At 66.1% G+C, this 23,238-nt stretch carries 16 protein-coding genes; 8 read left to right on the forward strand and 8 right to left on the reverse strand.

Annotated features, from left to right (window positions below; translation table 11 throughout):
* Positions 1 to 59: 59 nt before the first annotated feature.
* From NDK18_RS17115 to NDK18_RS17125, 3 genes are read left to right on the forward strand one after another with little or no spacing between them, the layout of a single operon-like run.
* Positions 60 to 1,826 carry an autotransporter assembly complex protein TamA gene (locus tag NDK18_RS17115; RefSeq protein ID WP_250624092.1) on the forward strand — a complete coding sequence of 589 codons (1,767 nt, stop codon included), beginning with the start codon at positions 60 to 62 and terminating at the stop codon, positions 1,824 to 1,826.
* Positions 1,823 to 5,608: a translocation/assembly module TamB domain-containing protein gene (locus tag NDK18_RS17120; protein ID WP_250628481.1), complete on the forward strand. Its 3,786-nt coding sequence runs from the start codon at positions 1,823 to 1,825 to the stop codon at positions 5,606 to 5,608. The genes NDK18_RS17115 and NDK18_RS17120 overlap by 4 nt, the downstream gene beginning before the upstream one ends.
* Before the next feature lie 2 nt (positions 5,609 to 5,610).
* Complete coding sequence (locus NDK18_RS17125; protein WP_250624094.1) at positions 5,611 to 6,162, forward strand: glutathione peroxidase; 552 nt, start codon at positions 5,611 to 5,613, stop codon at positions 6,160 to 6,162.
* A 4-nt stretch (positions 6,163 to 6,166) separates the two neighbouring features.
* Here the strand turns inward: NDK18_RS17125 and pssA are convergent, their stop codons facing one another.
* The 4 genes from pssA to NDK18_RS17145 all read right to left on the reverse strand — a co-directional run bounded on the left by pssA (position 6,167) and on the right by NDK18_RS17145 (position 12,115).
* A complete protein-coding gene (gene pssA, locus NDK18_RS17130; RefSeq protein WP_250624095.1) occupies positions 6,167 to 6,784 on the reverse strand; it encodes a CDP-diacylglycerol--serine O-phosphatidyltransferase in 618 nt (205 codons plus the stop codon).
* Between the two features lie 90 nt (positions 6,785 to 6,874).
* The gene (gene murD / locus NDK18_RS17135) at positions 6,875 to 8,236 is read right to left on the reverse strand and encodes a UDP-N-acetylmuramoyl-L-alanine--D-glutamate ligase (RefSeq protein WP_250628482.1); all 1,362 of its coding nucleotides are present in this window, start codon (positions 8,234 to 8,236) and stop codon (positions 6,875 to 6,877) included.
* A complete protein-coding gene (gene murL / locus NDK18_RS17140) occupies positions 8,223 to 9,560 on the reverse strand; it encodes a UDP-N-acetyl-alpha-D-muramoyl-L-alanyl-L-glutamate epimerase (protein ID WP_250624097.1) in 1,338 nt (445 codons plus the stop codon). The genes murD and murL overlap by 14 nt, the downstream gene beginning before the upstream one ends.
* Complete coding sequence (locus NDK18_RS17145) at positions 9,557 to 12,115, reverse strand: bifunctional aspartate kinase/diaminopimelate decarboxylase (protein ID WP_250628662.1); 2,559 nt, start codon at positions 12,113 to 12,115, stop codon at positions 9,557 to 9,559. The genes murL and NDK18_RS17145 overlap by 4 nt, the downstream gene beginning before the upstream one ends.
* A 222-nt stretch (positions 12,116 to 12,337) precedes the next feature.
* Here NDK18_RS17145 and NDK18_RS17150 point away from each other — a divergent pair, with 222 nt between their 5' ends.
* The 3 genes from NDK18_RS17150 to NDK18_RS17160 are packed head-to-tail and all read left to right on the forward strand — an operon-like array spanning position 12,338 to position 16,515.
* Positions 12,338 to 13,663 carry an APC family permease gene (locus NDK18_RS17150; protein ID WP_250624098.1) on the forward strand — a complete coding sequence of 442 codons (1,326 nt, stop codon included), beginning with the start codon at positions 12,338 to 12,340 and terminating at the stop codon, positions 13,661 to 13,663.
* 45 nt (positions 13,664 to 13,708) lie between these two features.
* A complete protein-coding gene (locus NDK18_RS17155) occupies positions 13,709 to 14,239 on the forward strand; it encodes a (2Fe-2S)-binding protein (RefSeq protein WP_250624099.1) in 531 nt (176 codons plus the stop codon).
* Positions 14,239 to 16,515 (forward strand): xanthine dehydrogenase family protein molybdopterin-binding subunit, encoded by a 2,277-nt coding sequence (locus NDK18_RS17160; RefSeq protein WP_250628483.1) that lies wholly within the window; start codon positions 14,239 to 14,241, stop codon positions 16,513 to 16,515. Before NDK18_RS17155 ends, NDK18_RS17160 begins: the two co-directional genes overlap by 1 nt.
* Positions 16,516 to 16,534: 19 nt before the next feature.
* Here NDK18_RS17160 and NDK18_RS17165 read toward each other — a convergent pair whose 3' ends face one another.
* Both NDK18_RS17165 and NDK18_RS17170 read right to left on the reverse strand, forming a co-directional pair.
* Entirely contained in the window at positions 16,535 to 18,481 is a 1,947-nt protein-coding gene (locus NDK18_RS17165) for a hypothetical protein (protein WP_250628484.1), read from the reverse strand.
* Positions 18,482 to 18,491: 10 nt separating this feature from the next.
* Positions 18,492 to 19,484 carry a hypothetical protein gene (locus NDK18_RS17170; RefSeq protein ID WP_250628485.1) on the reverse strand — a complete coding sequence of 331 codons (993 nt, stop codon included), beginning with the start codon at positions 19,482 to 19,484 and terminating at the stop codon, positions 18,492 to 18,494.
* Positions 19,485 to 19,709: 225 nt separating this feature from the next.
* Between NDK18_RS17170 and fusA the strand changes: the two genes are divergently transcribed.
* Positions 19,710 to 21,749, forward strand: a complete 2,040-nt coding sequence (fusA, locus tag NDK18_RS17175) for an elongation factor G (RefSeq protein WP_250624103.1) — start codon at positions 19,710 to 19,712, stop codon at positions 21,747 to 21,749.
* On the opposite strand, the gene NDK18_RS17180 is transcribed toward fusA, so the two are convergent.
* Together NDK18_RS17180 and NDK18_RS17185 are read right to left on the reverse strand one after the other, a co-directional pair.
* Complete coding sequence (locus NDK18_RS17180) at positions 21,750 to 22,046, reverse strand: XRE family transcriptional regulator (RefSeq protein WP_250624104.1); 297 nt, start codon at positions 22,044 to 22,046, stop codon at positions 21,750 to 21,752.
* Positions 22,047 to 22,125: 79 nt separating this feature from the next.
* Complete coding sequence (locus NDK18_RS17185) at positions 22,126 to 22,605, reverse strand: SET domain-containing protein (protein WP_250628486.1); 480 nt, start codon at positions 22,603 to 22,605, stop codon at positions 22,126 to 22,128.
* Positions 22,606 to 22,752: 147 nt separating this feature from the next.
* Between NDK18_RS17185 and NDK18_RS17190 the strand changes: the two genes are divergently transcribed.
* The gene (locus NDK18_RS17190) at positions 22,753 to 23,235 is read left to right on the forward strand and encodes a hypothetical protein (protein WP_250628487.1); all 483 of its coding nucleotides are present in this window, start codon (positions 22,753 to 22,755) and stop codon (positions 23,233 to 23,235) included.
* Positions 23,236 to 23,238 lie beyond the last annotated feature (3 nt).

Consider the following 23,238-nt stretch of genomic DNA (forward strand, 5'->3'; position numbering starts at 1 on the left):
GGCACGGTACCGTTGACGATGCCCGCCCCAGGTCGGCGCAGGGAGAAAGACCTAGCAACATGCGCCGCACGATCCGCCCCTTTTGCCTCGCCGCAGCGCTGCTGCTGTTGCCCGCCTGGGCCCACGCGGCCGTGCAACTGGTGGTAGACGGCGTTGATGATGCGCTCAAGCCCGCCGTCGTCAACGCGGTGGCACTAAGCCAATACGCCAACCGCGACGTCACCGCCGCCCAGGTGCGGCGACTTTATGAACAGGCGCCCGACCAGGTCCGTGAAGGGTTGAAGCCCTACGGTTATTACGAGGCGGAAGTCACCGGTGACATCGCGCAACAGGGCAACAACTGGCGCGTCACGCTGCATGTGAAGGCTAATACCCCGGTAAAAATTACCGAGGTGAATGTAAGCATCGACGACACGGTCGCGAAGCTGCCACGCATTCGCGGCGCCGTCACGGGCGTGAAGAACCTGAAGGGCCAGGTGATGGACGATGGCGTCTATGAAGGCGCCCGCGACCGCGTCGGCGCCATGCTGACCTCCAGCGGTTACCTGGATGCCCGGCTCACCAGGCACACGGTGGAAGTGACCCGCGCCGAGCACGCAGCCGTGGTGACCCTCGCCTGGGAAACCGGACAGCGCTATCGCATCGGCCACATCGCCTTCAAGGGCTCGCAGTTCCGCGATGGTTTCCTCGACCGCTACCTGCCCTTCCACGAGGGCGACTACTTCTCGCAGGATCAACTTCTGCAGCTGCAGCAGGCCCTGAACGGCGCGGACTATTTCTCCGTGGTGAACGTGATGCCCGATATCGACAATGCGAAGAACGGCGTGGTCAACGTCAACGTCGAACTGGCGCCGGCTCTGCGCACCATCTATACCGGCGGCCCCTTCATCGGCACCGATACGGGCGTGGGCCTTCGCGGGGGCATCGAGAGGCGCTGGGTGAACGACCGCGGCCACAAGTGGAAGAACGAGATCGTGGCGGCGCAGCGCCTGAAAACACTTACCTCGCTCTATACCATCCCGATGCCCGGCCCTGACCAGCGCAGCTTCAACTTCGGCGCCACCTTCCGCGACGCCGATACCACCACTTCCACCGCGCACACGCTCGAACTGGTGGCCAATGAAACCAAGCTCTGGCATGGCTGGACGCGGGTGATCGGCCTGCACGCGCTCACGGGCACCTTTACCGTGGGCAAGAAGGGTGGCGAGACGGATAACACCATCGGCATTGAACATGGCCGCAGCACATTGCTTTACCCGGAAATCTCGCTGTCGCGAAAATCCGGCGACAACCCCATTTTTGTACGGCGTGGCTGGTCGCTAACGCTCACCGCGCGTAGCACCGTGGGCACCGCGCTCTCCAGCGCCAGCTTCACCCAGTTCCTGGCCGACGGAAAGTGGATCCGCAGCTTCGCCGGCAACAACCGCTGGATCCTCCGCGGCACTGCCGGCTACACCACCACCAGCGATTTCAGCGCCCTGCCCCCGCAGCTTCGCTTCTTCGCCGGCGGCGACCGCTCGGTGCGCGGCTACGGGTTCGAGGCCTTAGGCCCCCGTAACGATTTCGACCGCGTCATCGGCGGCAAGAACCTGTTGGTGGGCAGCAACGAAGTGGAACACTACTTCACCAAGAACTGGGGCATGGCCGCTTTCGTCGACGCCGGTAACGCATTCTCAGGCACCGACATCCGCCCGGCGATCGGCGCAGGCCTTGGTGTGCGATGGCTTTCACCGGTTGGCATGATCCGCGTGGACGTGGGCACGCCCATCCACAATGACCGCGAGCACGGCATCCAGCTGCACGTGGTGATTGGGCCCGACCTATGACCGATACCACTGCCCGCGCCCCATTGCCACGCCGCCGTCGCTGGTGGCGCTTCACCTTGTTCGCGGTGGGCGCCCTGCTGGTGTTGGTGGTTGCCTTCGCCTGGTGGCTGCTGGGCACGGCGTCCGGCCTTTCCTTCGCGCTGGCACGGGCGCAGGGCTTCACTGCTGGCGCACTGCAGGTGGGCCAGGCCGATGGCCGCCTGATCGGTCCACTGACGCTCACCAACGTCCGCTACGACGATGGCAAGGGCACGCGAGCCACCGTGGGCAGCATCCGTGTCGACTACGCCGTCCGCGCCCTGCTCGGCCGAACGGTGCACGTGCGCCAGCTCGACGTGGAAGACGTATCGGTATCGTTGCCAGCGCCGCAACCAGACACCGAAGCCCCGGCGCCGTTCTCGCTGGAACCGCCCGTGGTGATGCAGGTGGACCAGGCCCACGTGGGTAAGGTCACCATCATCCAGGAGGGCAAGCCGCTCTTCGCTTCCAACACGCTCGATCTGGCCGCGTCATGGACGAAGAAAGGCATCGAAGTACACCAGCTCGTCCTTCGCGCGCCCGACGGCCACGCCGACCTTGCCGGCACCCTCGCCGTTGGCAAGGGCTATCGCGGCGATGGACAGGCGCAGGTGACCTGGCAGGTCGGCGATACGCGCTACGCCGGCAAGGTGGTGGCGCACAGCGACGGCGCGAAGGCGAAGCTTTCCATCAGCGTCACCGAGCCGACCCTTGCCCAGGTGGACATGGATCTTGTGCAATCGGGCGACTATGCGTGGACGGCGAAGATCGATGCGCCGCGGTTCGACCCCAAACCGTTGCTGGGTGAAAGTTCTCTCACCGCGCTGGGATTACACGTGCAGGGCAGCGGCAATCGCTACGGCGCGAACCTCACCGGCGATGCTGACGTCAACGAGTACCACCTGCGCCTTACACCCCTGCGCGCGCACTTCGACAAGAACTACAAAACGCTCACCCTCGAGCAACTGAACCTCGCCACCGACCGCTTCAAAGGCGCGCTGCAGGCGTCGGGCACGGTGGATCTCGGTGCGAGCCCGGTGTCCGCCAATCTTGCGTTGGCCTGGACCGACCTCCTGCTCCCGGCCGATCTCGCCGGCCAGGAACTGGCCTCGCAAGGCAAGGTCATCGCGCGTGGCAGCGCCGACGCCTTCCACGTGGAAGGCGCCGTGGATATCGGTCCGCCCGGCAAGCTTGCCAAGCTCGCGCTCAACATCGATGGCACGCCCCAGCGCATCGCGCTTAACACGCTCACACTGCTGCAAGCAAAGGGCAAGCTCGATGCCACTGGCACGTTTACCCTGCAACCGGAACTGGCGTGGAAGCTCGAAGCCAAGGCGGAGCATTTCGACCCCGGCCAGCTGGCCGCGGGATACGACGGCTCGCTCGACTTCGACCTGGGCACCGAGGGCGTGCTGGCCAAGGCTGGTCCGCGCGGCACACTCGACCTTCGCAAGCTCATCGGCAACGTGCGCAAGCGCGAGGTGGGCGGCAGCGGTGAACTCACGCTAAAACCCAACCGCGTGGTCAACGGCAAGCTGCAGCTCAACTCCGGCAACAGCACCGTCGGCATCGATGCGCGGGGCGACATGGCCAACGATGCCGACGTGCGCCTGGCCATCGCCTCGCTCGGTGACTGGATCCCCGACGCCGGCGGCAAAATCGATGGCCGCTTCAACGTCAAAGGCCTGTGGCCGAAGCTCAGTGTCGACGGTACGCTCAACGGCCAGGCCGTGGTCTACGCCGGGCAGAAGATCCAGCGACTGATGGTTGAAGCCCACGTGCCCGATGTCACCATCCCCGGTGGCAAGCTCAACGTGGTGGCCAACGGCGTGTCCGCCTCAGGGTTGGCCTTCGACAGCGTGCGCGTGGACGCCGGTGGCAATGCGCAACGCCACGACCTTCACGTGGTGGCGCATGGGCAGCCCCTCTCCACTGAGGTGGCGTTGAATGGTTCGCTGCAGGGCAGGCACTGGAGCGGCAGCCTTGCCACGCTGGATCTGGATTTCGCCGGCATGCCGCGCTGGCGCCTGGCACGACCGGCTGCACTGGACTGGAACGACGGCGCGGCAAGCCTTGGCGAAGCCTGCCTCACCGCAGGCGATCCGTCCCTGTGCGTTGCCGCCAAACAGGACAAGCCCGGCAACCTCGATGCAAGCTACAAGCTTCGCCAGGTACCGCTGACCCTGCTGATGAGCCTGGCTGGCAATGCCAACATGCCGATCCGCGCCGAGGGCATGCTCGAAGGCGATGGCGCCATCCGGCGCAGCGCCGCCGGCGCCCTGAGCGGAGAGGCCGATATCCGTTCGGCGCATGGTTCGGTGGCCTATAGCGACCACCCGGACCAGCCGCTGGTGACCTACGACGGCCTCACTGCATCGGCGCAGCTTTCGCCAGCAACGCAGCATCTGGTCCTGGCCGCCACGCTGGACAAGGGTGGCAAGCTGCAAGGCAATGTCACGGTCAGCGGTGCGCAACAGGCGCTGTCGGGCCAGCTGGGCATCGACCTCACCGACCTTGGCGTGATCGAGCTCTTTACCTCCGAGCTTGCCGACGCCAAGGGCCGCTTGCACGGGAATTTCCAGCTGGGCGGCACGGTGGCCAAGCCCGCCGTCACCGGCCAGGCGGCGCTTGAAAATTTCTCCGGCGAAGTGCCCACCGCAGGCCTGAAGCTCTCGCAAGGGCGCTTGACTCTTTCCACCACCGATGCGCAGGTTTTCCAGATCGATGGCGGCGTGCACTCGGGCAAGGGGCAGCTCACCATCGCAGGTTCCGCCGGCATCGGCACTGGCGCGGGAACCACGCTTGCGATCACCGGCAGCCAGTTCACCGCGATGGACATCCCCGCGGCACAGGTGGTGATCTCGCCGGCGCTCACCATCAAGCAAAGCAAGCAAGGCATCGACGTCAACGGCAAGGTCACGCTGGACCTGGCCGACGTCGATGTCTCGCGCCTTCCCGGCGCCGGCGCCACCAAAGCCTCGCCGGATGTCGTGGTGGTGGACGAAAAAAACCAGCAGCAGGAAGAAGAGGCCACGCCGATCAGCGCCGATATCTCGGTGGATCTCGGCGAGAAGACCCATCTGGTGGGCTTCGGCATGGACGGCAAGGTATCGGGCGTGCTCGCCGTGCGCGAGCGTCCGGGCCGCGTCACCAGTGCCCAGGGCCAGATCCGGGTGGATGGCGTATACCGCGCCTATGGCCAGAACCTCAACATCGAACGCGGCCAGCTGCTGTTCGCTTCCACACCTATCGACAACCCGGGGTTGAACATCCGGGCCTCGCGCAAGATCAACCCCAACTCAACCGTGGACGATGGCCAGAAAGTGGGCCTTTATGTCTCCGGTACCGCGCGCCGGCCCGTGCTCACGGTGTTCTCGGAGCCGGTGATGGAGCAGTCCGATGCGCTTTCCTACCTGATCACCGGCAAGCCCTTGAGCCAGGTGAAGGGTGGCGAGGGCAACCTGGTCGGCGGCGCGGCGCAGGCGCTGGGTTCGGCCGCGGGCGACCTGCTGGCCAAGAAAATCGGCAGCCGCATCGGCGTGGACGACATCGGCGTGCAGAACAGCGATGCGCTCAGCGGCAGCAGCGCCTTCACGGTAGGCAAATATCTTTCGCCGAAACTTTACCTAAGCTATGGGGTGGGCCTGTTCGAACCGGGCCAGGTGATCACGTTGCGCTACCTGCTCAGCCGGCGCTGGAACTTCGAGGCACAGAACGCCACCGAGTTCTCCCGTGCCAGCTTCAATTACCGACTGGAGAAATAACCATGGCATCGCCCCTGTACGACATCGCCGTCGACGACATCGATGGCAAGCAGACCACCCTCACCCCCTGGGCCGGCAAGGTGCTGCTGGTGGTCAACGTGGCTTCCAAGTGCGGCCTCACCCCTCAGTACGAAGCGCTCGAATCGGTGTACGAGAAGTACCGCGACCAGGGCCTGGTGGTGATGGGATTCCCCAGCAACGACTTCGCGGGCCAGGAACCGGGCAGCGAGGAGGAGATCAAGAGCTTTTGCGAGACCAACTTCAACGTGCAATTCCCGCTGTTCGGAAAAGTGCACGCCAACGGCCCCGACCGCCATCCGCTCTATAGCGCGCTGATCGCCAATGGCCCCCAGGCCACGCCCAAGGACGGCGGCCAGCTGCGCGAGCGCCTGGGTGCGAAAAACCTGCTGCCGCCCGGCAAGACGGACATCACCTGGAACTTCGAGAAATTCCTGGTCGACCGCAAGGGCAACGTGGTGGGCCGCTTCGATCCGGACGTGACCCCGGACGATCCGAAGCTCACCAAGGCGATCGAGGCTGCGCTCGCGGCTTGATCGGCTAGAGCTTGGGTATCCGGATTCTGGAGATCATGAAGGATCCGGATACCGCGAACATCAGTACCAACGGGTGCAGCTCCAAAGGCCCGAAGGCGACAGAGCCGAACCACAGGGCATCGCCAAGAGCGCCAGCCCAAGCCGCCCACGCAAGCACCGCCACCAGCACGAGCGAGGTCGGGATCGGCGTGCCCTCGAAGAACTTCACCTTGCCGTCCTGCGAGTTCGCTTCGGCGGTAACGTTGTAGCGCGCCAGGCGCGATACGCCGCAGGCGACGAAGAACGCCAGCACCACGCGGTCGAGCGAGCCCTGCATGCCGCAGCCGTAGCCGATCACCGCCGGTACCACGCCGAAGGAGATCACGTCGGCGAGCGAATCAAGCTCCCGGCCCATGGCCGAACTCTTCTGGCGCCACCGCGCCACGCGGCCATCGAGCACGTCGAAGATGAGCGCCAGCACCACCAGGGCGCAGGCCAGGTACAGGTGCCAGCGCTCGCCATACTGCAGGTAGCTCATGGTCGAGAACAGGGCACTCACCCCGCTCACGGCATTGCCTAGCGTGAACCAGTCCGCCAGGTGAAATTCCCGGATCATGGAAAACACGCGGCGCGGCTGCTGCATGGGCTTGGCTTCGGTCAGCTGAGGTTCCGCGCATCATAGGGCGCGCGAGTGTGAAGGGGAACGCTCGGCCGGTCAGGCGGGTTGTGCCTGTCAGGCGATACCCATGCCGACGATGCTGTTTGCCTCGACTTCGAGGCCAGCCATGGCAGCAAAGGCTCGCCCGCGGTCGGCGTAGTCCTTGAACTGGTCGAAGCTGGGGGCGCCGGGGGACAACAGCACGGTGCCCCCCGTGCCAACAGCCGCCCTGGCGAACTCGAAGGCATGTGCGACGTCTGTATGAAGCGACGCGTTCGCCACGCCAGCCTCCTCCAGGAGATGGTGGATACGCGAGCCGTTCTTGCCTTGGCAGACGATCGCTGCAGGAGGGTTGTCTTTCACTGCATCAACAAAGCCGTGCCAATCCAGCCCACGATCATGGCCGCCAACGATCACCGCGACACGCTTACCCAGAAGCGTTTCAAGCGCCGCCAGCGTCGCCATCGGCGTGGTGCTGATGGAATCGTTGATGTAGGTGATGCCGTCGCGTTCGCCCAGGGGCTGCAGTCGATGGGGAAGCGCGTGGAACGTAGCTAGCGATGGTGCAGCGGCTACGGCGTCCAGGCCCATGTGTTCGACCGCTGCCAAGGCAGCGCACGCGTTCAGGGCGTTGTGCGCACCCGGCGCCGGGATGATCGAGGCCTGCACGACGCGGTCGCCGCCGCGATGGATCCAGCCGCCATCGACATGCCAGCCCTCGGGACGGCCAAAAAAGAAACGCCCGGCATGGCCCTGCGTGCGCTCGATCAACGTGCCCTGCTGGCCGTTGATGAGGAGCGCCTTCGAGGCATCTGCCAGGCGCAACTTGTCCTGCACGTACTGCTCGACGCTGCCGTGCCAGTCCAGGTGTTCTTCGTAGAGGCTGGTGACAACACCCAGGTCCACGTTGGTGGCTTCGGCGGTCTGAAAGCTTGAAAGCTCGATCGCCCAAAGGTCCGCCTGCTCACCGTCCAGCTCCAGCAACGGTAAGCCGATATTCCCTGCAAGCGCGGTGCGTACACCCAGCGAGCGTGCCAGGTGCGCGATCATCGCAGTGGTGGTGCTTTTCCCTTTGGTGCCGGTCACGGCGATGGTGCGAGCCTCCGGATGCGCGGCGAACCATAGCGCCGTGCCGGACGTGAATGCCGTGCCACGTTTCCTGGCGGCGAGAATCTCGCTCCGGTAAGCGGAAATCCCCGGCGACTTCACCACGATGTCGAAGGCGGCCAGCAGGCCGTCATCAGGAACGGCCGTGCGGACATCAAGCGAACCCAGCGCCTTGCCGAAAGCACGCGCCTCTTCTTCTTCCGAGGGCAAGCAGAACAGCGTCAGCGGCGCAGCGGGCAAGCGCTTGCGCAGCCACGCCAGGGTGGCTCGGCCTTCGCGGCCGAAGCCCCAGGCCGCGATGCGCCGTCCTTCGAGCTTAGTCCAGTGCATCCAGCGCCCCGTGCAACCACGCCGGAACCAGGTGCGCGGAAGCTGGCTGCAGCCACGGTTCCACGGCTAATAACGACACATCCAGTTGCGGCAGGATCTCGCGGCGGAAACGCGCTATAAGCGCGTCTTCCTTCCACTCGGCGCGTTGCGACAGCGTGTACATGGCGGCGCGCGCCTCGGCGCCCTCGCCCACGCACTCGAACGGCTTGTGGTCGCGGAACTCCAGCAGCGCGTCGAAGCCCGCCGCCTGCGATTCGTCATCGAGCAGGTTGCGGCCGAAGATGGTGAGCAACCGGGGCTTGGGCATGAACGGCGCCAGCGCCAGGAACACGAAGTGGCATTTCGGGCACTGGCCGCACCAACGGTCGGCGGGCTTGGGGCCCAGGATGCGGAAGTTGCGGTTGCAGCTGGAGAACACTTCGAAATACGGCGCGCCAAGCCTTGCAAAGGCGCGGGTAACTGCCAGCTCCGAATGCGGGCGGAGCAGCGAGCAGTAATCGAGGTCCTGGGCGACGTGACTGTGCAGGTAGCCCTGCAAAGCCTGCTCGAACATGAAGCCCTTGCTCCACTGGTGGTTCACTTCCTGGCCTTCGTACTCGAGCGTGGCGACCGATGCGGAACGCTCGTTGGCGAACACCACCGCGCTATAGCCATAGATCACCGCGGCCATGGCCAGGATCGCCGAATTCACGGCCGTCACCGGGATATGCCCGTTCCAGGCACCAAGGCGATTGAGCTCGAACAGGCCTGGGCTCAATTCCCTGCCGATGTTCAACGTCGGCAGGCCCGTGCGCGCGGCACAGGCGGCGATCAACGGCGAATTGCCCACCCAGGTGGCCGTGGCGTCGGCGCCGATGGATTTCACCGCCTCCACCACCACCACCGAATCCTTGCCACCGCCGATGGGAAGCAGAGCGCGGCGGGGAAGATCCAGCACGCCTGCCGACGGCAGGTTCCCGCCACGGGGAAAACGCACGCGGCCACGCAGGTCTAGTCCGTTGCGATAGGCGAACTCGGCCAGGCCATGCAGGTACAGCGCGTCGAGCAGATCCGCCGTGGCGTCGTCGGGCTGCTCGCCGTGCACCACGATCGTTTCGGGCACGGCGGCCTTGTAGTAGCTGACACCGGCCATCAGGTGCAGCAAGCGCAACACCGCTGCCAGCGCGCCGGCGCGTTCGGCAGGCACTAAGGGAGCGTCGGGAAACCGCACGCGCTCGATCAGTTCTTCGCCATCGTCGAAGCGATAGACGAGTTCGGCGACGCCGTCGGCATAGGTGTGCCGGACGAAATGGAAGCTCTGCGCCTTGCGCGGGTCAAGGCTCATGGCAGCACCACTTCGTCGGCGTCGTCGCGCAGGTTGTAACGGGAACTCATCACCGCGCCATAGGCGCCGGCCTGGGCGACCAGGATCACGTCGCCCTCTTTGGATTCGGGCAGGCGGCGATCTTCGCCCAGGATGTCACCCGACTCGCATATCGGGCCGACGATCTGGTACATCGCCGTGGCGGGTTCCTCCAGGCGCGTGAGGTTGGCAATGTCATGCCAGGCATCGTACAGCGCAGGACGGATCAGGCTGTTCATGCCGGTGTCCACGCCCAGGTAACGCACCGTACCCTTGCCCTTGTCCTGGTTCACGCGGGCCAGCAATACGCCCGCGTCGGCCACCATGTAGCGGCCCGGCTCCATCCACAGCGAGAACTGCGGGTAGGACGCGCGTACCTGCGCCAGCACCTGTGCCAGCGCGTCGACGTCCAGCGAAGGCTCGCCCGGATGGGAGGGCACACCCAGGCCTCCGCCGATGTTGAGCACGGTGATGCTACCCACACGCTCGGCGAGCGCCGCCAGCTGCCCGTACACCTCGCCCCAGTGCGCGGCATCGAGGATGCCCGAGCCCAGATGGGCATGCAGGCCGATCACCCTCGCACCAGCCTCGCGGGCCAGGCGCAAGGCGCCATCGAGCTGTTCGATGGGGATGCCGAACTTGCTGCCGATGCCGCCGGTCTTGACCTTCTCGTGATGCCCGAGGCCCCGGCCAAGGTCGATGCGAAGCATCAATTCGCGGCCAGCGAACATCGCTGCGTAGTGCTCGAGCGGGAACACCGCGTCGATGGTGATCGTGGCCCGCGTGGCCAGGCCCGCGGCGAAGTCCGCGCGCGAGGCGAAATTCGGCGTGTAGAGAACGGGCGTGGTTTGGGGCACCGTGGCCATCACCACCGCCAGTTCACCGGGCGATACGCATTCCAGGGCGAAGCCTTCCTCAACCAGCGCCTTCAATATGGAGGGATGCGTATTGGCCTTCACCGCATAGTGCAGACGGTCCACGCTGGCAAGCGCCTTAAGTTTGCGCGCCTGCCCGCGCACGGTGGGCAAGTGGTACACGTAGCGCGGCGAGCGCTCGGCGGCGAGTTTTAGCAAGGTGTCACGCTCGTCGCGCCACCAGGCACGCACGGGCTTCACCTCGGCCACCGTGCCATACAGCGTTTGCCAGGCCGGCCCGAACAGCAGGCTGTCGTCGGTGCGCAATGCACCGGCGCCGATCAGCATGTCGTGCAGGCGCGGCAGGATATCGTCGACCACGTCTTCGTCGACCACGAAGGTGATATTGAGGTTGTTCGACGACTGCGAAATCAAATGCACGCGCAGCTGCCCGAACTCAGCAAGCACTGCTGAGAGCTTGTGCAGCATCGAGCGCATGCCGCGGCCGACCAGGGTGATGGCGGCGCACGGTGCGATCACCTTCACCCGGCAGACCTTGGCAAGGTCGGCGGCGAGCGCGGCTACCGCGTCGGAATCGAGGAGGTTCTCGGTGGGATCCAGCGACACCGTGACGTTGGTCTCGGCCGAACTGATCAGGTCCACCGACAACCCATGCTTCTTGAAATTGGCGAACACATCCGCCAGGAAGCCGACCTGCTGCCACATGCCCACCGATTCCATCGCCACCAGGGTGATGTTCTTGCGTGCGCTGATCGCCTTGATGCTGGGTGCCTGTTCCCGTACCTCAGGGCCGATCACGGTGCCGTCGAGTTCGGGGCGATTGGTGTCCTTGATCAACAACGGCACGCGCGGTTCGCGCAGCGGCGACAGGCAGCGGGGGTGCAGCACCTTGGCGCCGGTGGAAGCGATTTCCTGGGCTTCTTCGTAATCGAGCTTCTGCAACAGGCGCGCGCCGGCCACCTGGCGAGGATTGGCGCTGAACATGCCGGCGACGTCGGTCCAGATCTCCACCCGTGCTGCGTGCAGCAAGGCGCCAAAATACGCAGCCGAGGTATCGGAGCCGCCCCGGCCCAGCAGTACCGTGCGGCCTTCCTCATCACGGGCAATGAAGCCCTGGGTGATAAACACCTCGCCAAGCTCAGCCAGCCGCGCACACAAGGTGCGGTCATGGCGGGCCTCGACCATCGCCGAGAGCACGCGCGTGCGTTCGTTCTGGTTGGGCAGCGCCACCGCGTGCAGGCACTCGCGCGCATCGAGCCAGGCGGTGGGCAGGCCCTGCGCGGTCAGGAAGGCCGCGCCCAGCGTGCTGGACAACAGCTCGCCATGCGCCTGCACCTGGGCCGACCAGGGCAACTCACCCAGCTCGGCGTAGCCGTCGGCCGCGAGTGTGGCCAGGTCGTCCAGGCGCGCATGCAGGTTCGCCGGCACGTCCAGTTGCATGTCGTCGCACAGGGCATGGTGGCGTTCGCGCAAGGCCTTCGCCTGCGCCGCACGATCGCCGACATCGCTCTGGGACGCGATATGTTTGAGCGTGTCGGTCACCCCCGATAGGGCCGATACCACGATCAACACGCGGGCACCTTCGGCGCGGCGGCTGGCGGCCAGTTCCAGGATATTCCGCCAGCGGGGGGCGGTGGCGACACTGGTGCCACCGAACTTCATCACAATCCAGGGGGCGTCCGCGGGGAGCGGGGCCGGAAACACAAGGCTCACGGGAATCTTCCGGGGGGTTTGCCAAATCCTGTGAGTGTTGCGCTGCGTCAGGGAAAAGGCAACGGCAGCAAGGCATATGTCTCGGAACTGGCTCAAGTCTGCCTGACGACGCTTGCCCGATGCGCCCAAGCCCGCCATTCTCTGGCCTTTTACGACCCAGGGGAAAGCTCGATGTCATCACCGAACCCGCCGGAGGGCTACGTCCGCAGCCTGGGCCTGCGCGACGCGGCGCTGATCGTGGTCGGCGGCATCATCGGTGGCGGCATCTTCCGCAGCCCGAACATCGCCGCCCAGCGTACCGAATCGGGCTTGTCGCTGTTGACGATCTGGGTGGCTGCGGGCTTGCTCACCCTGGTTGGCGCGCTCTGCTACGCGGAACTGGGCGCACGCCGGCCCCGCGCCGGTGGCAGCTATGTGTACCTGCGCGAAGCCTACGGCCCCATGGCGGGGTTCCTGTTCGGCTGGACCATGCTTCTGGTGATCTATTCGGGCAGCACCGCCGCCGTCGCCACGGTGTTTTCCGGCTACGCCCTGGCTGCCTTCGGCCTTCCGGCGGGCCTGGCCCTGCCACTGACCATCGGCGCGCTGGTGTTCGTCACCGGCATCAACCTTTTCGGCATCCGCACCGGCGCGCGCATCCAGAACGTCTTCACCATCCTCAAGCTCGTGGCGGTGGCGGCACTGGTGGTCACCGGCCTCGCCTTCGCCGGCGCCGGCAGCACGCAGGCGCTGTCGGCCGACGCCAGCATGCACGGTGTGGGTTTTGCCGGCGCCTTCCTGCCGGTGCTCTTCGCCTACAGCGGCTTCACCTACCTCAACAACCTCGGTGGCGAAGTGCGCGACCCGCAACGTACCCTGCCGCGGGCCCTGGGGCTGGGCATGCTGGTGGTGATCGGGGCCTATGCCCTGGCCAACTACGCCTATCTTTCCGTGTTGGGCCATGGGGGTCTGGCCAGCAGCGAGGCACCGGCGGCGGACGTCATGCGCCGCGTCTTCGGCGACGCCGGTGCCAAGGCCATCGCATTGGGCATCGCGGTATCCACGCTGGGCTTTTGCAACATCACGCTGGTTTCCGGCGCGCGCGTGCTGCAGGCCATGGGCGAGGACGGCCTTTTCTTCCGCAGCGTGGCGCGCCTGCATCCGCGCTGGCGCACGCCCAATGTGGCCCTGATGCTGCTGGCCGCATGGTCGATCGTGCTGGCTGCCAGCGGCAGCTACGGCCAGTTGCTCGACTACGCCACCTTTGCCGACTGGCTCGCCTGCGCGGTCACCGTCACCACCTTGTTCTGGTACCGCAAGCGGGATGCAGCCAACCCCTCGTTCCGCGCGCCATGGCATCCCTGGCTGCCGCTGCTCTTCATCGGCGCGGTGGCCGCCGTGGTGGTGGTGACTATGCTGGACAACCCGACGAATGCCGGCATCGGCGTACTGATCGTGCTTGCCGGTATCCCGGTTTACCTGGTCTGGCGACGGCTGTTCAGTAAAAGCCACGTCTAAAACACGGCAGACAATGTGAGAATAGGGAAATAACCGGGAGAACTCATGCAGCAGTCGCAAGTCCTGCAAACGCCACCCACCAGTGAAATCAAGCCCGAGCCCGTCCGCGAGGGCATGGAACTGGTGGTCAACGGCAAACGCTTCCGCCATACCGGCGACGAGGCCTTGCCGTTGCTGTGGTACCTGCGTGACGTACTGCGGCTGACCGGCGCGAAATACGGCTGCGACGAAGGCGAGTGCGGTTTCTGCACCGTACTGGTGGATGGCAAGGCCGCTCAGGCCTGCCGGCTCACCGTTGGCAAGCTTGCCAACAAGCACGTGACCACCGTCGAGGGCTTGAGCAAGCCCGATGGCAGCCTGCATCCCCTGCAACAGGCATGGATCGATGAAGACGCCGTGCTGTGCGGCTACTGCCAGCCCGGCCAGCTGATGGCGGCGGCGGATCTGCTTGCCCGCAAACCCGATCCTTCCGACGCCGACATCGACCGCATCGGCACGCTGTGCCGGTGCGGCAGCTACCCGCGGGTGCGCAAGGCGATCAAGCGCGCCGCCAAAGCCATGCGGGACGCCGGCTGATGACGGACACGCTGTGGCTTTCGCGCCGACGTTTTTTGAAAGTGATGGCCGGTACCGCCGGCGCATTGGTGGTGGGTATAGGTAGCGCCCGCGCCGATGCGCCTCCCGTGCCGCTGGTGCTGCTGGGCGATACCTGGAGCCAGGTGGGGCCGTATCTTCGGGTCGACGCCGATGGTCGCATCTTCATCGGCGCGCGTGATCCAGACAACGGCGAAGGCACCGCCACGTCGTTGCCGCGGTTGATTGCCGAGGAACTCGACGCCGACTGGACGCGCGTGGTGGTGATGCCCCTGGGCCTGGGCGTGGAAGACGGCAATGGCGAGCCGCGCTGGCTCTATGGCCGCCAGCGCAGCGGCCAGGGCGACAGCATCCCCACCGCGTGGACCGACATGCGCCAGGCCGGCGCACTGGCCCGTTCGATGTTGCTGCAGGCTGCTGCGCAGCGCCTGGGCGTGGCCGCAGGGCAACTGCGCGTCGAGAACGGCACCGTGATCGCGCCCGATGGCCGCCGGGTGACCTATGGCCAGCTTGCCGAAGCCGCGTCGCAACTGCCCGTACCCGATACCGTGCCAAGGGTGAAGACGCCCGACCGCTTCCACCTGATTGGCCAGCCCGTGGGCGACGTCGACGCCCACGCCGTGGTCACCGGCAAACTCATCTACGCCATCGACGCGGCAGACGGCGACACCATGGTCGCGGTGCTTTCGCGCTGCCCCTACCCGGGCGGCACGCTCGATACGGTGGATACCGGCGATACGCTGAAGGTCAAGGGCGTGCTGCAAGTGATCCAGCTCCAGCCGGAAGCCGGCCAGGGTTTGGGCATGACCGCGCTGGCACCAGCCGTGGCGGTGCTGGCCGAGGACACCTGGTCGGCGCTGGAGGGCCGGAAGAAACTCAAGCTCTCCTGGAAGCCTGGCTCCCATCCCATCCCGACCCTGTCTGACCTGGAAAAACAGGCGCAGGTGTCGTTCGACAGCCCTGATGCGCTGGTCACCGTGCTGCGTGACGATGGCGACGCCGTGGGCCTTCTGAAGAAGAAGGGCGCGCGCCGTATCGATGCTACCTACGTGCAGCCGTGGATCGCCCACGCCGTAGCCGAACCGTTGTCCTGCACGGTGCGCGTGGATCCCGATACCAGTGCCGTGGTCACCACCGCCTCGCAGGCACCGCGCGATGCCTACACCATCGTGCAGCGCATGACGGGCCTGCGCGCCTCGCAGATCCGCATCGACGTACCGCGCGGTGGTGGCGCCTTCGGCCGCCGGCTGCTGCACGACCACCTGGCCGAAGCGATGATCATCGCCATGGCCGAGAAACCCGAGCCGCTGCGCAACCGCACGATCAAGGTGATGTGGACCCGCGACGAAGACCTCGCCCACGATGCATGGCGTGCGCCGACGATCCACCGTATGAGCGCCACCATCGACCAGCGCAAGGGCATCACCGGCTGGGTGCAGAACATGGCCAGCCCCAACCGCGACCTTCCGGCGCCGGCGCGGCCGTGGATGTCCGAGCTCGTGCAGGACGCCCTGCCCGCGGGCCTGGTCAGCAACTTCCGCAGCAACTGGTATGCGCTCGATACGCCGGTACCGCGCGGCGAGTGGCGCGGCACGCCGCATTTGTCGCATGCGTTTGCCAGCGAAAGCTTCATCGACGAAATCGCCAACGCGTTGAAGGCCAACCCGCTGGACGTACGCCTGCGCCTGTTGGGCGAGCCGCGGCAACTACCTTATCGTGGACCGGGTGGTCCCACCGTCGACACCGGACGGTTGGTGAATGTCTTGCGCCAGGTGGCCGACCGCATCGGCTGGCAACGCTGGCTGCACAGCGAAACCGGGCTTGGCCTGGCCTGTTATTACGTCAACGGCGGTTATGTGGCCCACGCCATCGAGGTGGTAAACAAGGGCAACGGCCAGATCGACGTCATACGTGCGGTCTGCGCTGTGGACGTGGGCCAGCCAGTCAATCCACTAGGGCTCGAAGCCCAGGTGATGGGCGGGACGTTCGACGCCCTGTCCACGGCGATGAACCTGTCGATCACTTTCCGTGACGGCCAGGTGCAGCAGAAGAATTTCCACGACTATCCCATCGCCAATGCCGCGCAGATGCCCAACGACGTGGAAGTGATCATCGTGCCGTCGAACGCTGCGCCCGCGGGTGCCAGCGTGCTGGCCATGCCCACTGCCGCGCCGGCGTTGGCCAACGCAGTGTTCCGTGCCACTGCGGTGCGCGTGCGCCGTCTTCCGCTGCTGCGTGAGGTTGCACGCCTGTCGTAACGAAGGCGTGCCGCTCGGGTCAGTGGAACTGGTCGCTGGCCGGTACCCACGATCCCGGCGGGGGTGACGTCGGCCTGTTCGGCGTATCGAAGGTGCAACCTGGCGGCGGCGGGCCACCCGCCACGCGCGCGGTCGCGCACAGCGTGCTGTTGTCCAGCGGCTTGGGCGGCTCTGGCGCGCTGCTAGCCCAGACAGGCGCACCCAGGTCCGCCACCAGCGGATTGGACGGCGCCAGCTTCATCCGTTCGTAGACTTTCTCGCTCAGGGCGGCAGCCGGCGGATCCGGGTTGCCACAACCGAACAGCGCCATCGGCAGCAGCGGCATTACCTTGCACTCCACGCGCACGCCGCGCGGCAGATGGAAGGTATGCGACAAGGTGGTTTTCTCCACCGCGTGGCGCAAGGCGGTGTCGATCGAGCTTTCGCCCTCCGGTGTCCAATCCTTGGCGAAGCGCGTGGCCCTGTACTTCACCGGATTGGTGTCGTGCGACATGATCTGCGTGTCACCGCGTGGCTTGAGCTGGATGAACTGGCCCGGGTTGCCGGCGGGGTTGCCATTAAGCGCGCCCTCGGCGCCACCTGGGCCGGGCTTGCCCAGGACGCTTCCGGTGGGGGCGCCAGCCTCCTGACCACCCAGGCCCGTCTTGCCTTCGGCGCTGCCGTTGGCATTGGCGTTGGAAGGCGATTCGGCCTTGCCGGTGCCGGCGGTGGCTTCCGGGATGGGCGTGTTGGCCTGTCCGGTGGGCGAGCCTGGCGTGGGCGTGGTGTCACGCGCCGCTGACCGATCGCCCGTGCCGGCCGGTGGCTCAGGCGTGGTTGTTTCGCCCTTCGCTTCGCTGGCGCCGGCTTCGATAGCCGCTGCCGACACGGCGGCGATACGCCCGATCTCCGGACGGGCGACGCCTGTAACGGACGCAACCTGCGCGTTCACGCGGGTCGACGGGGCCTGCACTGACGGGCGCGTATCCGCCGAGACATCCACCGGGGCAAGGTCTGGTTCCTCGGCGGGTGCAGGCTGCGGAATGGATGCGGGCGCCACCTGGATGGTTGCCGTGGGCCGCGGCGTGGTAACGGTTATCGTCGGCGCTGCCGGACGTTCGGCGACATCGGGCACCGGCGCCAGGGCCTCGCTGGGCGGTGCCGCGCTCAGCGTTACTTCCGGTCGCGGCACGCTGGCCGGTTCCACCGTGGTCGTGGGCTTGTCCACTTGCGTGGAGGCCGCCAATGTCGGCGGTTCCGGGCGCACCTGCGACTGCGCCACCGGTACCGGAGGCATCTCGATCGACGGCGGTGGTGGCGGTGGCTGATTGCCTTCTTCGCGCGGCGGCCTCACAGGCTCCGGCTGGAACTTCGGTGGCACCACCACCGGCGTCGGCGGTGTGGCGGCAAATTCCGGTGGCGGCAACTCAGGCTGGGGCACCGGCGGCAGCTCTTCCTGCTTCGGCGGCGCGGTGGGCGGCTTGCGAGGGGCCTGCGGCGTGGTTTGGTGGTTCGGCACCGGCGAACGCACATGGGTATCGGGCGTCACCGCCACACTCGGCGCATCGGGCGTGGCAATGGGCGGCATCGGCGCGCTGCGGCGGCTGCGTGCGGCGGCAACCTGTCCTGCCGCCGCGGATTTCGCCTTGCGCGGGGCCGCGCGCGCTGCTTCACCACGGGGCGTAGGCCTGGCCGGCGGCTTGGGCGGAGGATTGCGTTCGATCAGGCGAAGCTGGATGGCATCGCCCGTGGGTTCGGGTGGAGGCGGGAACTCCAGCGGTTCGTAGGCGGGCCCCAGGATGATGAAGACGATCACCAGCAGGTGCACCAGCAGCGTGCCGACCAGGGCGGCGATGCGCCGGGCGCTGGGACGCTCAGGCTCGCGCAGTCGCCGACGGTAGACCATGGCGACTCGCGTCGCGTCGCGGGGAGCGAGCAGCGGGGTCGGTGGTCGATCGGCGCTGCCGGGTCCTGCGGGCGTGGACATGACCGGTAGTCTAGCTTGGCGTGTCGTTTCCTTGGAGACGCTTTTTCTCCGCATCCATCGAACGCAGCGGCGTATCGGTGGGACAGGCCTGCGGCAACGGCTGGCCCTTGCGATAGACCTCGATGCACTCCTTGATGTCCATCGGCGGCGGCGGGTTCATCCCCGGCACCAGGGGGTTGGCCGGCGGCATGTTCAGGCGCTTGTCGCCGTCCTTCTTCGGTGGGGGCGGGGGTGGGTCGCCGCCGCAGCTCAGGAAGATGATGGCGAAACCGCAGTTGACGCGTGCGCCGTTACCCAGGTCGAAGGTCTTCTTCACGGTCACCGCTTCGAGCGTCTTGCGAAGACCCTCTTGCAGAATGTTCTCGCGAACCGGAGTCCAGTCGGCGTCGAAACGTGTTTCGGTGTATTTCAGCGGCTGGTCGTGCTTCATCACCTTGTCGTCACCTTGCGGGCGCTGGGCGACGAAGTCGGGCGTGCGGGCGGTACTTGCCGGCGCCGGGGCCAGCTTCACCTGGCCGTTATCGAAAAGCCGGGGCGCGGGTGGTCCAAGCGTGGCCTGCATGGCCCCTGGCGCAGGCGCTTCGCGCGGCGGGGCAGGCTGCGGCGGCGGCGGGGCGCGGTGTTCGGCGGCCGTCCTCGGCGGCGTGTTCCTCGGCACGGGAATTTCCGGCGGCGGCGGCGGCTCGACCTCGGCCGTCAGGGGTGGTGGCCGGTCGATCAGGCGCACCTGCAGGGCGGAATCACGCGGATTTTGCAGCGCCTCGGGCGCATGCGGCTGCATGCCGAGGCGGGCGGCGATGAAGATCACCAGGTGCAGGAACACCACCAGCGCGACGCCCAGCACCACGGGAAGGCGCTCACGGGGTGCCTGGCGCCAGCGCATCTGGTGCAGAAGGGCCCGGGTGGGTGCATCGATCACGGCCAGGCCCGCGCCGTGGCGCTGCTCGAGCACGAGGCGGTGGTGTTCTACCTGATCGGGTACGGGGAGTCCCTGTTGCTGCACTGGCCGATGATCTCCGTTCCCGCGCCGACTTTCGATGAATGAGTCGCCAAGCTTAGCGGCCGGGCCCTAAATGCGGCCTAAGCCGCTTGACGCGCCTTGCGGATGGGAGAAGGCTATGGGGACACCACGCCATCGTCATGCCGCTCGCGGCGTACGGTCGCGACGCCTGAATCGACGCCGCCCCCATGCCGCCCGCCCGTACCGTTAACCTCGGAGGGTCGCATCGTGTCGTACACCACGGAACACATCCGCAACCTAGCCCTCGCCGGCCATGCCGGCGCGGGCAAGACCACCCTGCTCGAAGCCCTGCTGCATGCCGGTGGCGCCCTGGCCACCCGGGGCGAAATCGAACGCGGCAATACCGTTTCCGATTTCGACCCTGCCGAGCGAGCGCGAGGGCACTCGATCGACACGGCCATCGCTTCGATCGAGCGCGACGGCCACCGCATCACCCTGATTGACACTCCAGGCTACGCAGAGTTCCGTGGACCAGCCCTGGCGGCGATGGACGCGGTGGAAACCATCGCGGTCGTGGTCAATGCCGCCCACGGCATCGAGCACGGCACCCGATGGGTGATGGAGCGGGCGCGCGAGCGTGGCCTGGCCTGCATCCTGGTGGTGAACCGCATCGACGCCGAGCACGTTGACCTTCCCGCCCTGGTGCAATCCCTGCGCAATGAATTCGGCAGCCAATGCCTGCCGGTGAACCTTCCCTGCGCCAAGGGCCGCACGGTCGCCGACTGTTTCTTCCAGACGGGCGGCGAAAGCGATTTTTCAGCGCCCGTGCACGCACACCAGCAGATGCTGGACCAGATCATGGAGACCGACGAGGCCACCATGGAGCACTACCTGGAAGAAGGCGAGGAATCGCTTACCCCACGGGAATTGCACGACGCCTTCGAACGCGCGTTGCGCGAAGGCCACCTGGTGCCCATCTGCTTCACCTCCGCGCGGGACAATGTAGGCATCGAGCCCCTGCTCGACCTCATCGTGCGGCTGATGCCCAGCCCCGCAGAACGCAATCCGCCGCCGTTCCAGCATCTTGGTGGCGAGCCGGTGGAGGCCGTGCCCGATCCCTCCCGGCACGTGATCGCCGATGTGTTCAAGGTGGTCAACGATCCCTTCGTGGGCAAGCTGGGCGTGTTCCGCGTATACCAGGGCACGATCCGCCGTGACATGCAGCTTTACGTCGACGACGCCCGCAAACCGTTCCGCGTGGCGCACCTGTTCCGCCTGCAGGGCAAGGAACACATCGAGATCGATGAAGCGCTCCCTGGCGACATCGCCGCGATTTCCCGTGTCGAGGAACTCCATTTCGACGCGGTGCTGCACGACGCCCACGAGGACGATCAGCTGCACCTGGCGCCGGCGCCCTTCCCCAACCCGATGTTCGGCCTGGCGATTGAACCGGCGCACAAGGGGCAGGAGCAGAAAATGGCCCAGGCGTTGGCCCGGCTGGCCGAGGAAGATCCCTGCTTCCAGGTCGAGAACCACAACGAGCTCAACGAAACGGTGATCCATGGCCTGTCCGACTTGCACCTACGCCTGATGCTCGAGCGCATGCATTCACGTTACGGCGTGGAGGTGGTGTCGCATACGCCGCGCGTGGCTTATCGCGAAACCATCAACGGCGCGGCCGACGGCCACCACCGGCACAAGAAACAGACCGGCGGCGCGGGGCAATTCGGCGAGGTCACCCTGCATGTGGAACCGCTGGCCCGCGGCGAAGGCTTCCGCTTCGAAGACGCCACCAAGGGTGGCGTGATACCCGGCCAGTTTATTCCTGCCATCGAGAAAGGCGTGCGGCAGGCACTGAAGCATGGCGCCATCGCCGGCTACCCGATCCAGGACGTGCGCGTGGTGGTGACCGACGGGAAGCACCATCCGGTGGATTCAAAGGAAGTGGCGTTCGTCAGCGCGGGCCGCAAAGCCTTCCTCGATGCCGTGAGCAAGGCCCATCCACAGGTACTGGAGCCCGTGGTCGCCCTGGATGTATCGCTGCCGGAACAGAACGTCGGCGATGTCACCGGCGGCCTTGCTTCCCGCCGCGCCCACATCCTGGGCACCGACACCCTGCCCCGTGGCGAGATGGCCATTCATGCCCACGTACCATTGGCGGAACTGGACGACTACGCGGTGCAACTGAAATCCGTCACCGGCGGCCAGGGTCACTACGTGCTGGAGTTCAGCCATTACGACGTGGTGCCGCCGACGGTGCAGAAACGATTGATGGAAGCGTGGACGCCGCAGGCGGAGGCATCCTGATCACCGCCGACGGTTGTCGACGCCAATACCCAGCCATGACGGCTGATCAGTTGTCATGGCCGTCACCCAGGAAGCCAACTCGCGCGCGCTGACTTTGTGGAAGCGTCCATCGAGTACTTTCCTGAGTTTGGCCTTGCGCACTCCGAGAGCGGCGGCGGCTCTCTGGCTGCTCCAGCCTCGTCTTTTGATGGCCGCATCAAGCGTCGTGGTCATGCGCGCTTTGGCGAGTATGTCCTCTGCATCGGCGCATCCCATATCAGCGTGCACGTTCCCCGAACCTTCCTTTATTTCGATCACTTCGCCGCTCCATGGCTTGCTATGGGTTGCCTCGCCCACCTGCCATGCAGCGGGTGTGCGGGCGATGTCGCGGGGATGTCTACTTGGCCGAACGGCTCTTCGGCTTGAGCATCGTGCCGATGCACTTGGGCGAGCCGCAGTAGCACACCCACACCTTCTTCAGCCGGGCGGTGTGCGGCACGTCCAGGGTGATGCCGTAGTCGTAGGTCAATTCCTCGCCCGGGGCAATATCGCGGATGGCTTCGATCAGCACGCGGTCCAGCTTGCGGTCGCGGCCGTCGGCTTCCTCGATCATCGCCTGGCAGTTCGGATCGCAGCTGTAGTTGATCCAGCGCGCGTCGTTGCCGTTGGTGCCGCCGTCGACGATGTATTTGTCGTTGAGCGTGAAGAGGAAGGTATGCCCCGTTTCGCCGCCGTCGCCGTATTTCTTGTCGGCCTGGGCGTGCGTCATGCGGTCGCCCTTGTATTCGATGACATGCTCACCCGCCTTGATCGGCTTGACGGCGAAGACGCCATTGCCGTGGATGGGTGAGCGCCTGGCGGCGTAGCGACGGCTCATGGGATGCCTGATCAATGGGAGACCGCGAATGATGCCTTGTCAGCCCTGGCTTGGGAACCGGGCCGTATTCGCGCATCGCGGCGTACTGACCAAACGATCCGCGCTGGGCTATTATCGAACAATCGTTTGACTTCTGGGTCGACTTCGATGACACACCTGGTCCGCCTGCTTGCCCTCGCCTGCCTCAGCGCCGCACTGGTTGCCTGCGGACCGCCGCGCAAAAGCGTGTTCCCGCCCACCGTGACCATCCAGCAACTGCAGGCCGTGCCCGGCAAGCCGTGGAAGCTCACCGTGCGCGTGCAGAACAACAGCTACGGCGAAATGGACTTCAGCGCGCTCGATGCCAGCCTGCACGTGGCGGACCTCCCGCCGATGCCGATGGGCAAGGCCATCGAGCTGGATGTCCCCGCCTTCGCCGCCGATGTCGTGGAGCTTGAGATCACGCCCACAGCGCCCATGGCGGCCGCCATCGCGGCGATCGCCGACAAGGGCAGCAGCGGCTCGGTGGCCTACCGGGTGGACGGGCTGATGATGGCCAAGCCCGAGCAGGAAAAGAAACAACGCCCCTTCGATTTCCAGGCCCGCGGCTGGCTTTCGCCGGTCCCTGGCATTCCCAATACCTACCGCTGAGAC

Source organism: Pinirhizobacter soli (genome assembly GCF_015905305.1).
GTDB classification, from domain to species: domain Bacteria; phylum Pseudomonadota; class Gammaproteobacteria; order Xanthomonadales; family Rhodanobacteraceae; genus Pinirhizobacter; species Pinirhizobacter soli.

What these genes read in the sequence shown, in the direction of transcription:
- NDK18_RS17115 (WP_250624092.1), top strand. Translation starts at nt 60, where the DNA reads ATGCGCCGCACGATCCGCCCCTTTTGCCTCGCCGCAGCGCTGCTGCTG.
- NDK18_RS17120 (WP_250628481.1), top strand. Translation starts at nt 1,823, where the DNA reads ATGACCGATACCACTGCCCGCGCCCCATTGCCACGCCGCCGTCGCTGG.
- NDK18_RS17125 (WP_250624094.1), top strand. Translation starts at nt 5,611, where the DNA reads ATGGCATCGCCCCTGTACGACATCGCCGTCGACGACATCGATGGCAAG.
- pssA (WP_250624095.1), bottom strand. Translation starts at nt 6,784, where the DNA reads ATGCAGCAGCCGCGCCGCGTGTTTTCCATGATCCGGGAATTTCACCTG.
- murD (WP_250628482.1), bottom strand. Translation starts at nt 8,236, where the DNA reads ATGCACTGGACTAAGCTCGAAGGACGGCGCATCGCGGCCTGGGGCTTC.
- murL (WP_250624097.1), bottom strand. Translation starts at nt 9,560, where the DNA reads ATGAGCCTTGACCCGCGCAAGGCGCAGAGCTTCCATTTCGTCCGGCAC.
- NDK18_RS17145 (WP_250628662.1), bottom strand. Translation starts at nt 12,115, where the DNA reads ATGAAGTTCGGTGGCACCAGTGTCGCCACCGCCCCCCGCTGGCGGAAT.
- NDK18_RS17150 (WP_250624098.1), top strand. Translation starts at nt 12,338, where the DNA reads ATGTCATCACCGAACCCGCCGGAGGGCTACGTCCGCAGCCTGGGCCTG.
- NDK18_RS17155 (WP_250624099.1), top strand. Translation starts at nt 13,709, where the DNA reads ATGCAGCAGTCGCAAGTCCTGCAAACGCCACCCACCAGTGAAATCAAG.
- NDK18_RS17160 (WP_250628483.1), top strand. Translation starts at nt 14,239, where the DNA reads ATGACGGACACGCTGTGGCTTTCGCGCCGACGTTTTTTGAAAGTGATG.
- NDK18_RS17165 (WP_250628484.1), bottom strand. Translation starts at nt 18,481, where the DNA reads ATGTCCACGCCCGCAGGACCCGGCAGCGCCGATCGACCACCGACCCCG.
- NDK18_RS17185 (WP_250628486.1), bottom strand. Translation starts at nt 22,605, where the DNA reads ATGAGCCGTCGCTACGCCGCCAGGCGCTCACCCATCCACGGCAATGGC.
- NDK18_RS17190 (WP_250628487.1), top strand. Translation starts at nt 22,753, where the DNA reads ATGACACACCTGGTCCGCCTGCTTGCCCTCGCCTGCCTCAGCGCCGCA.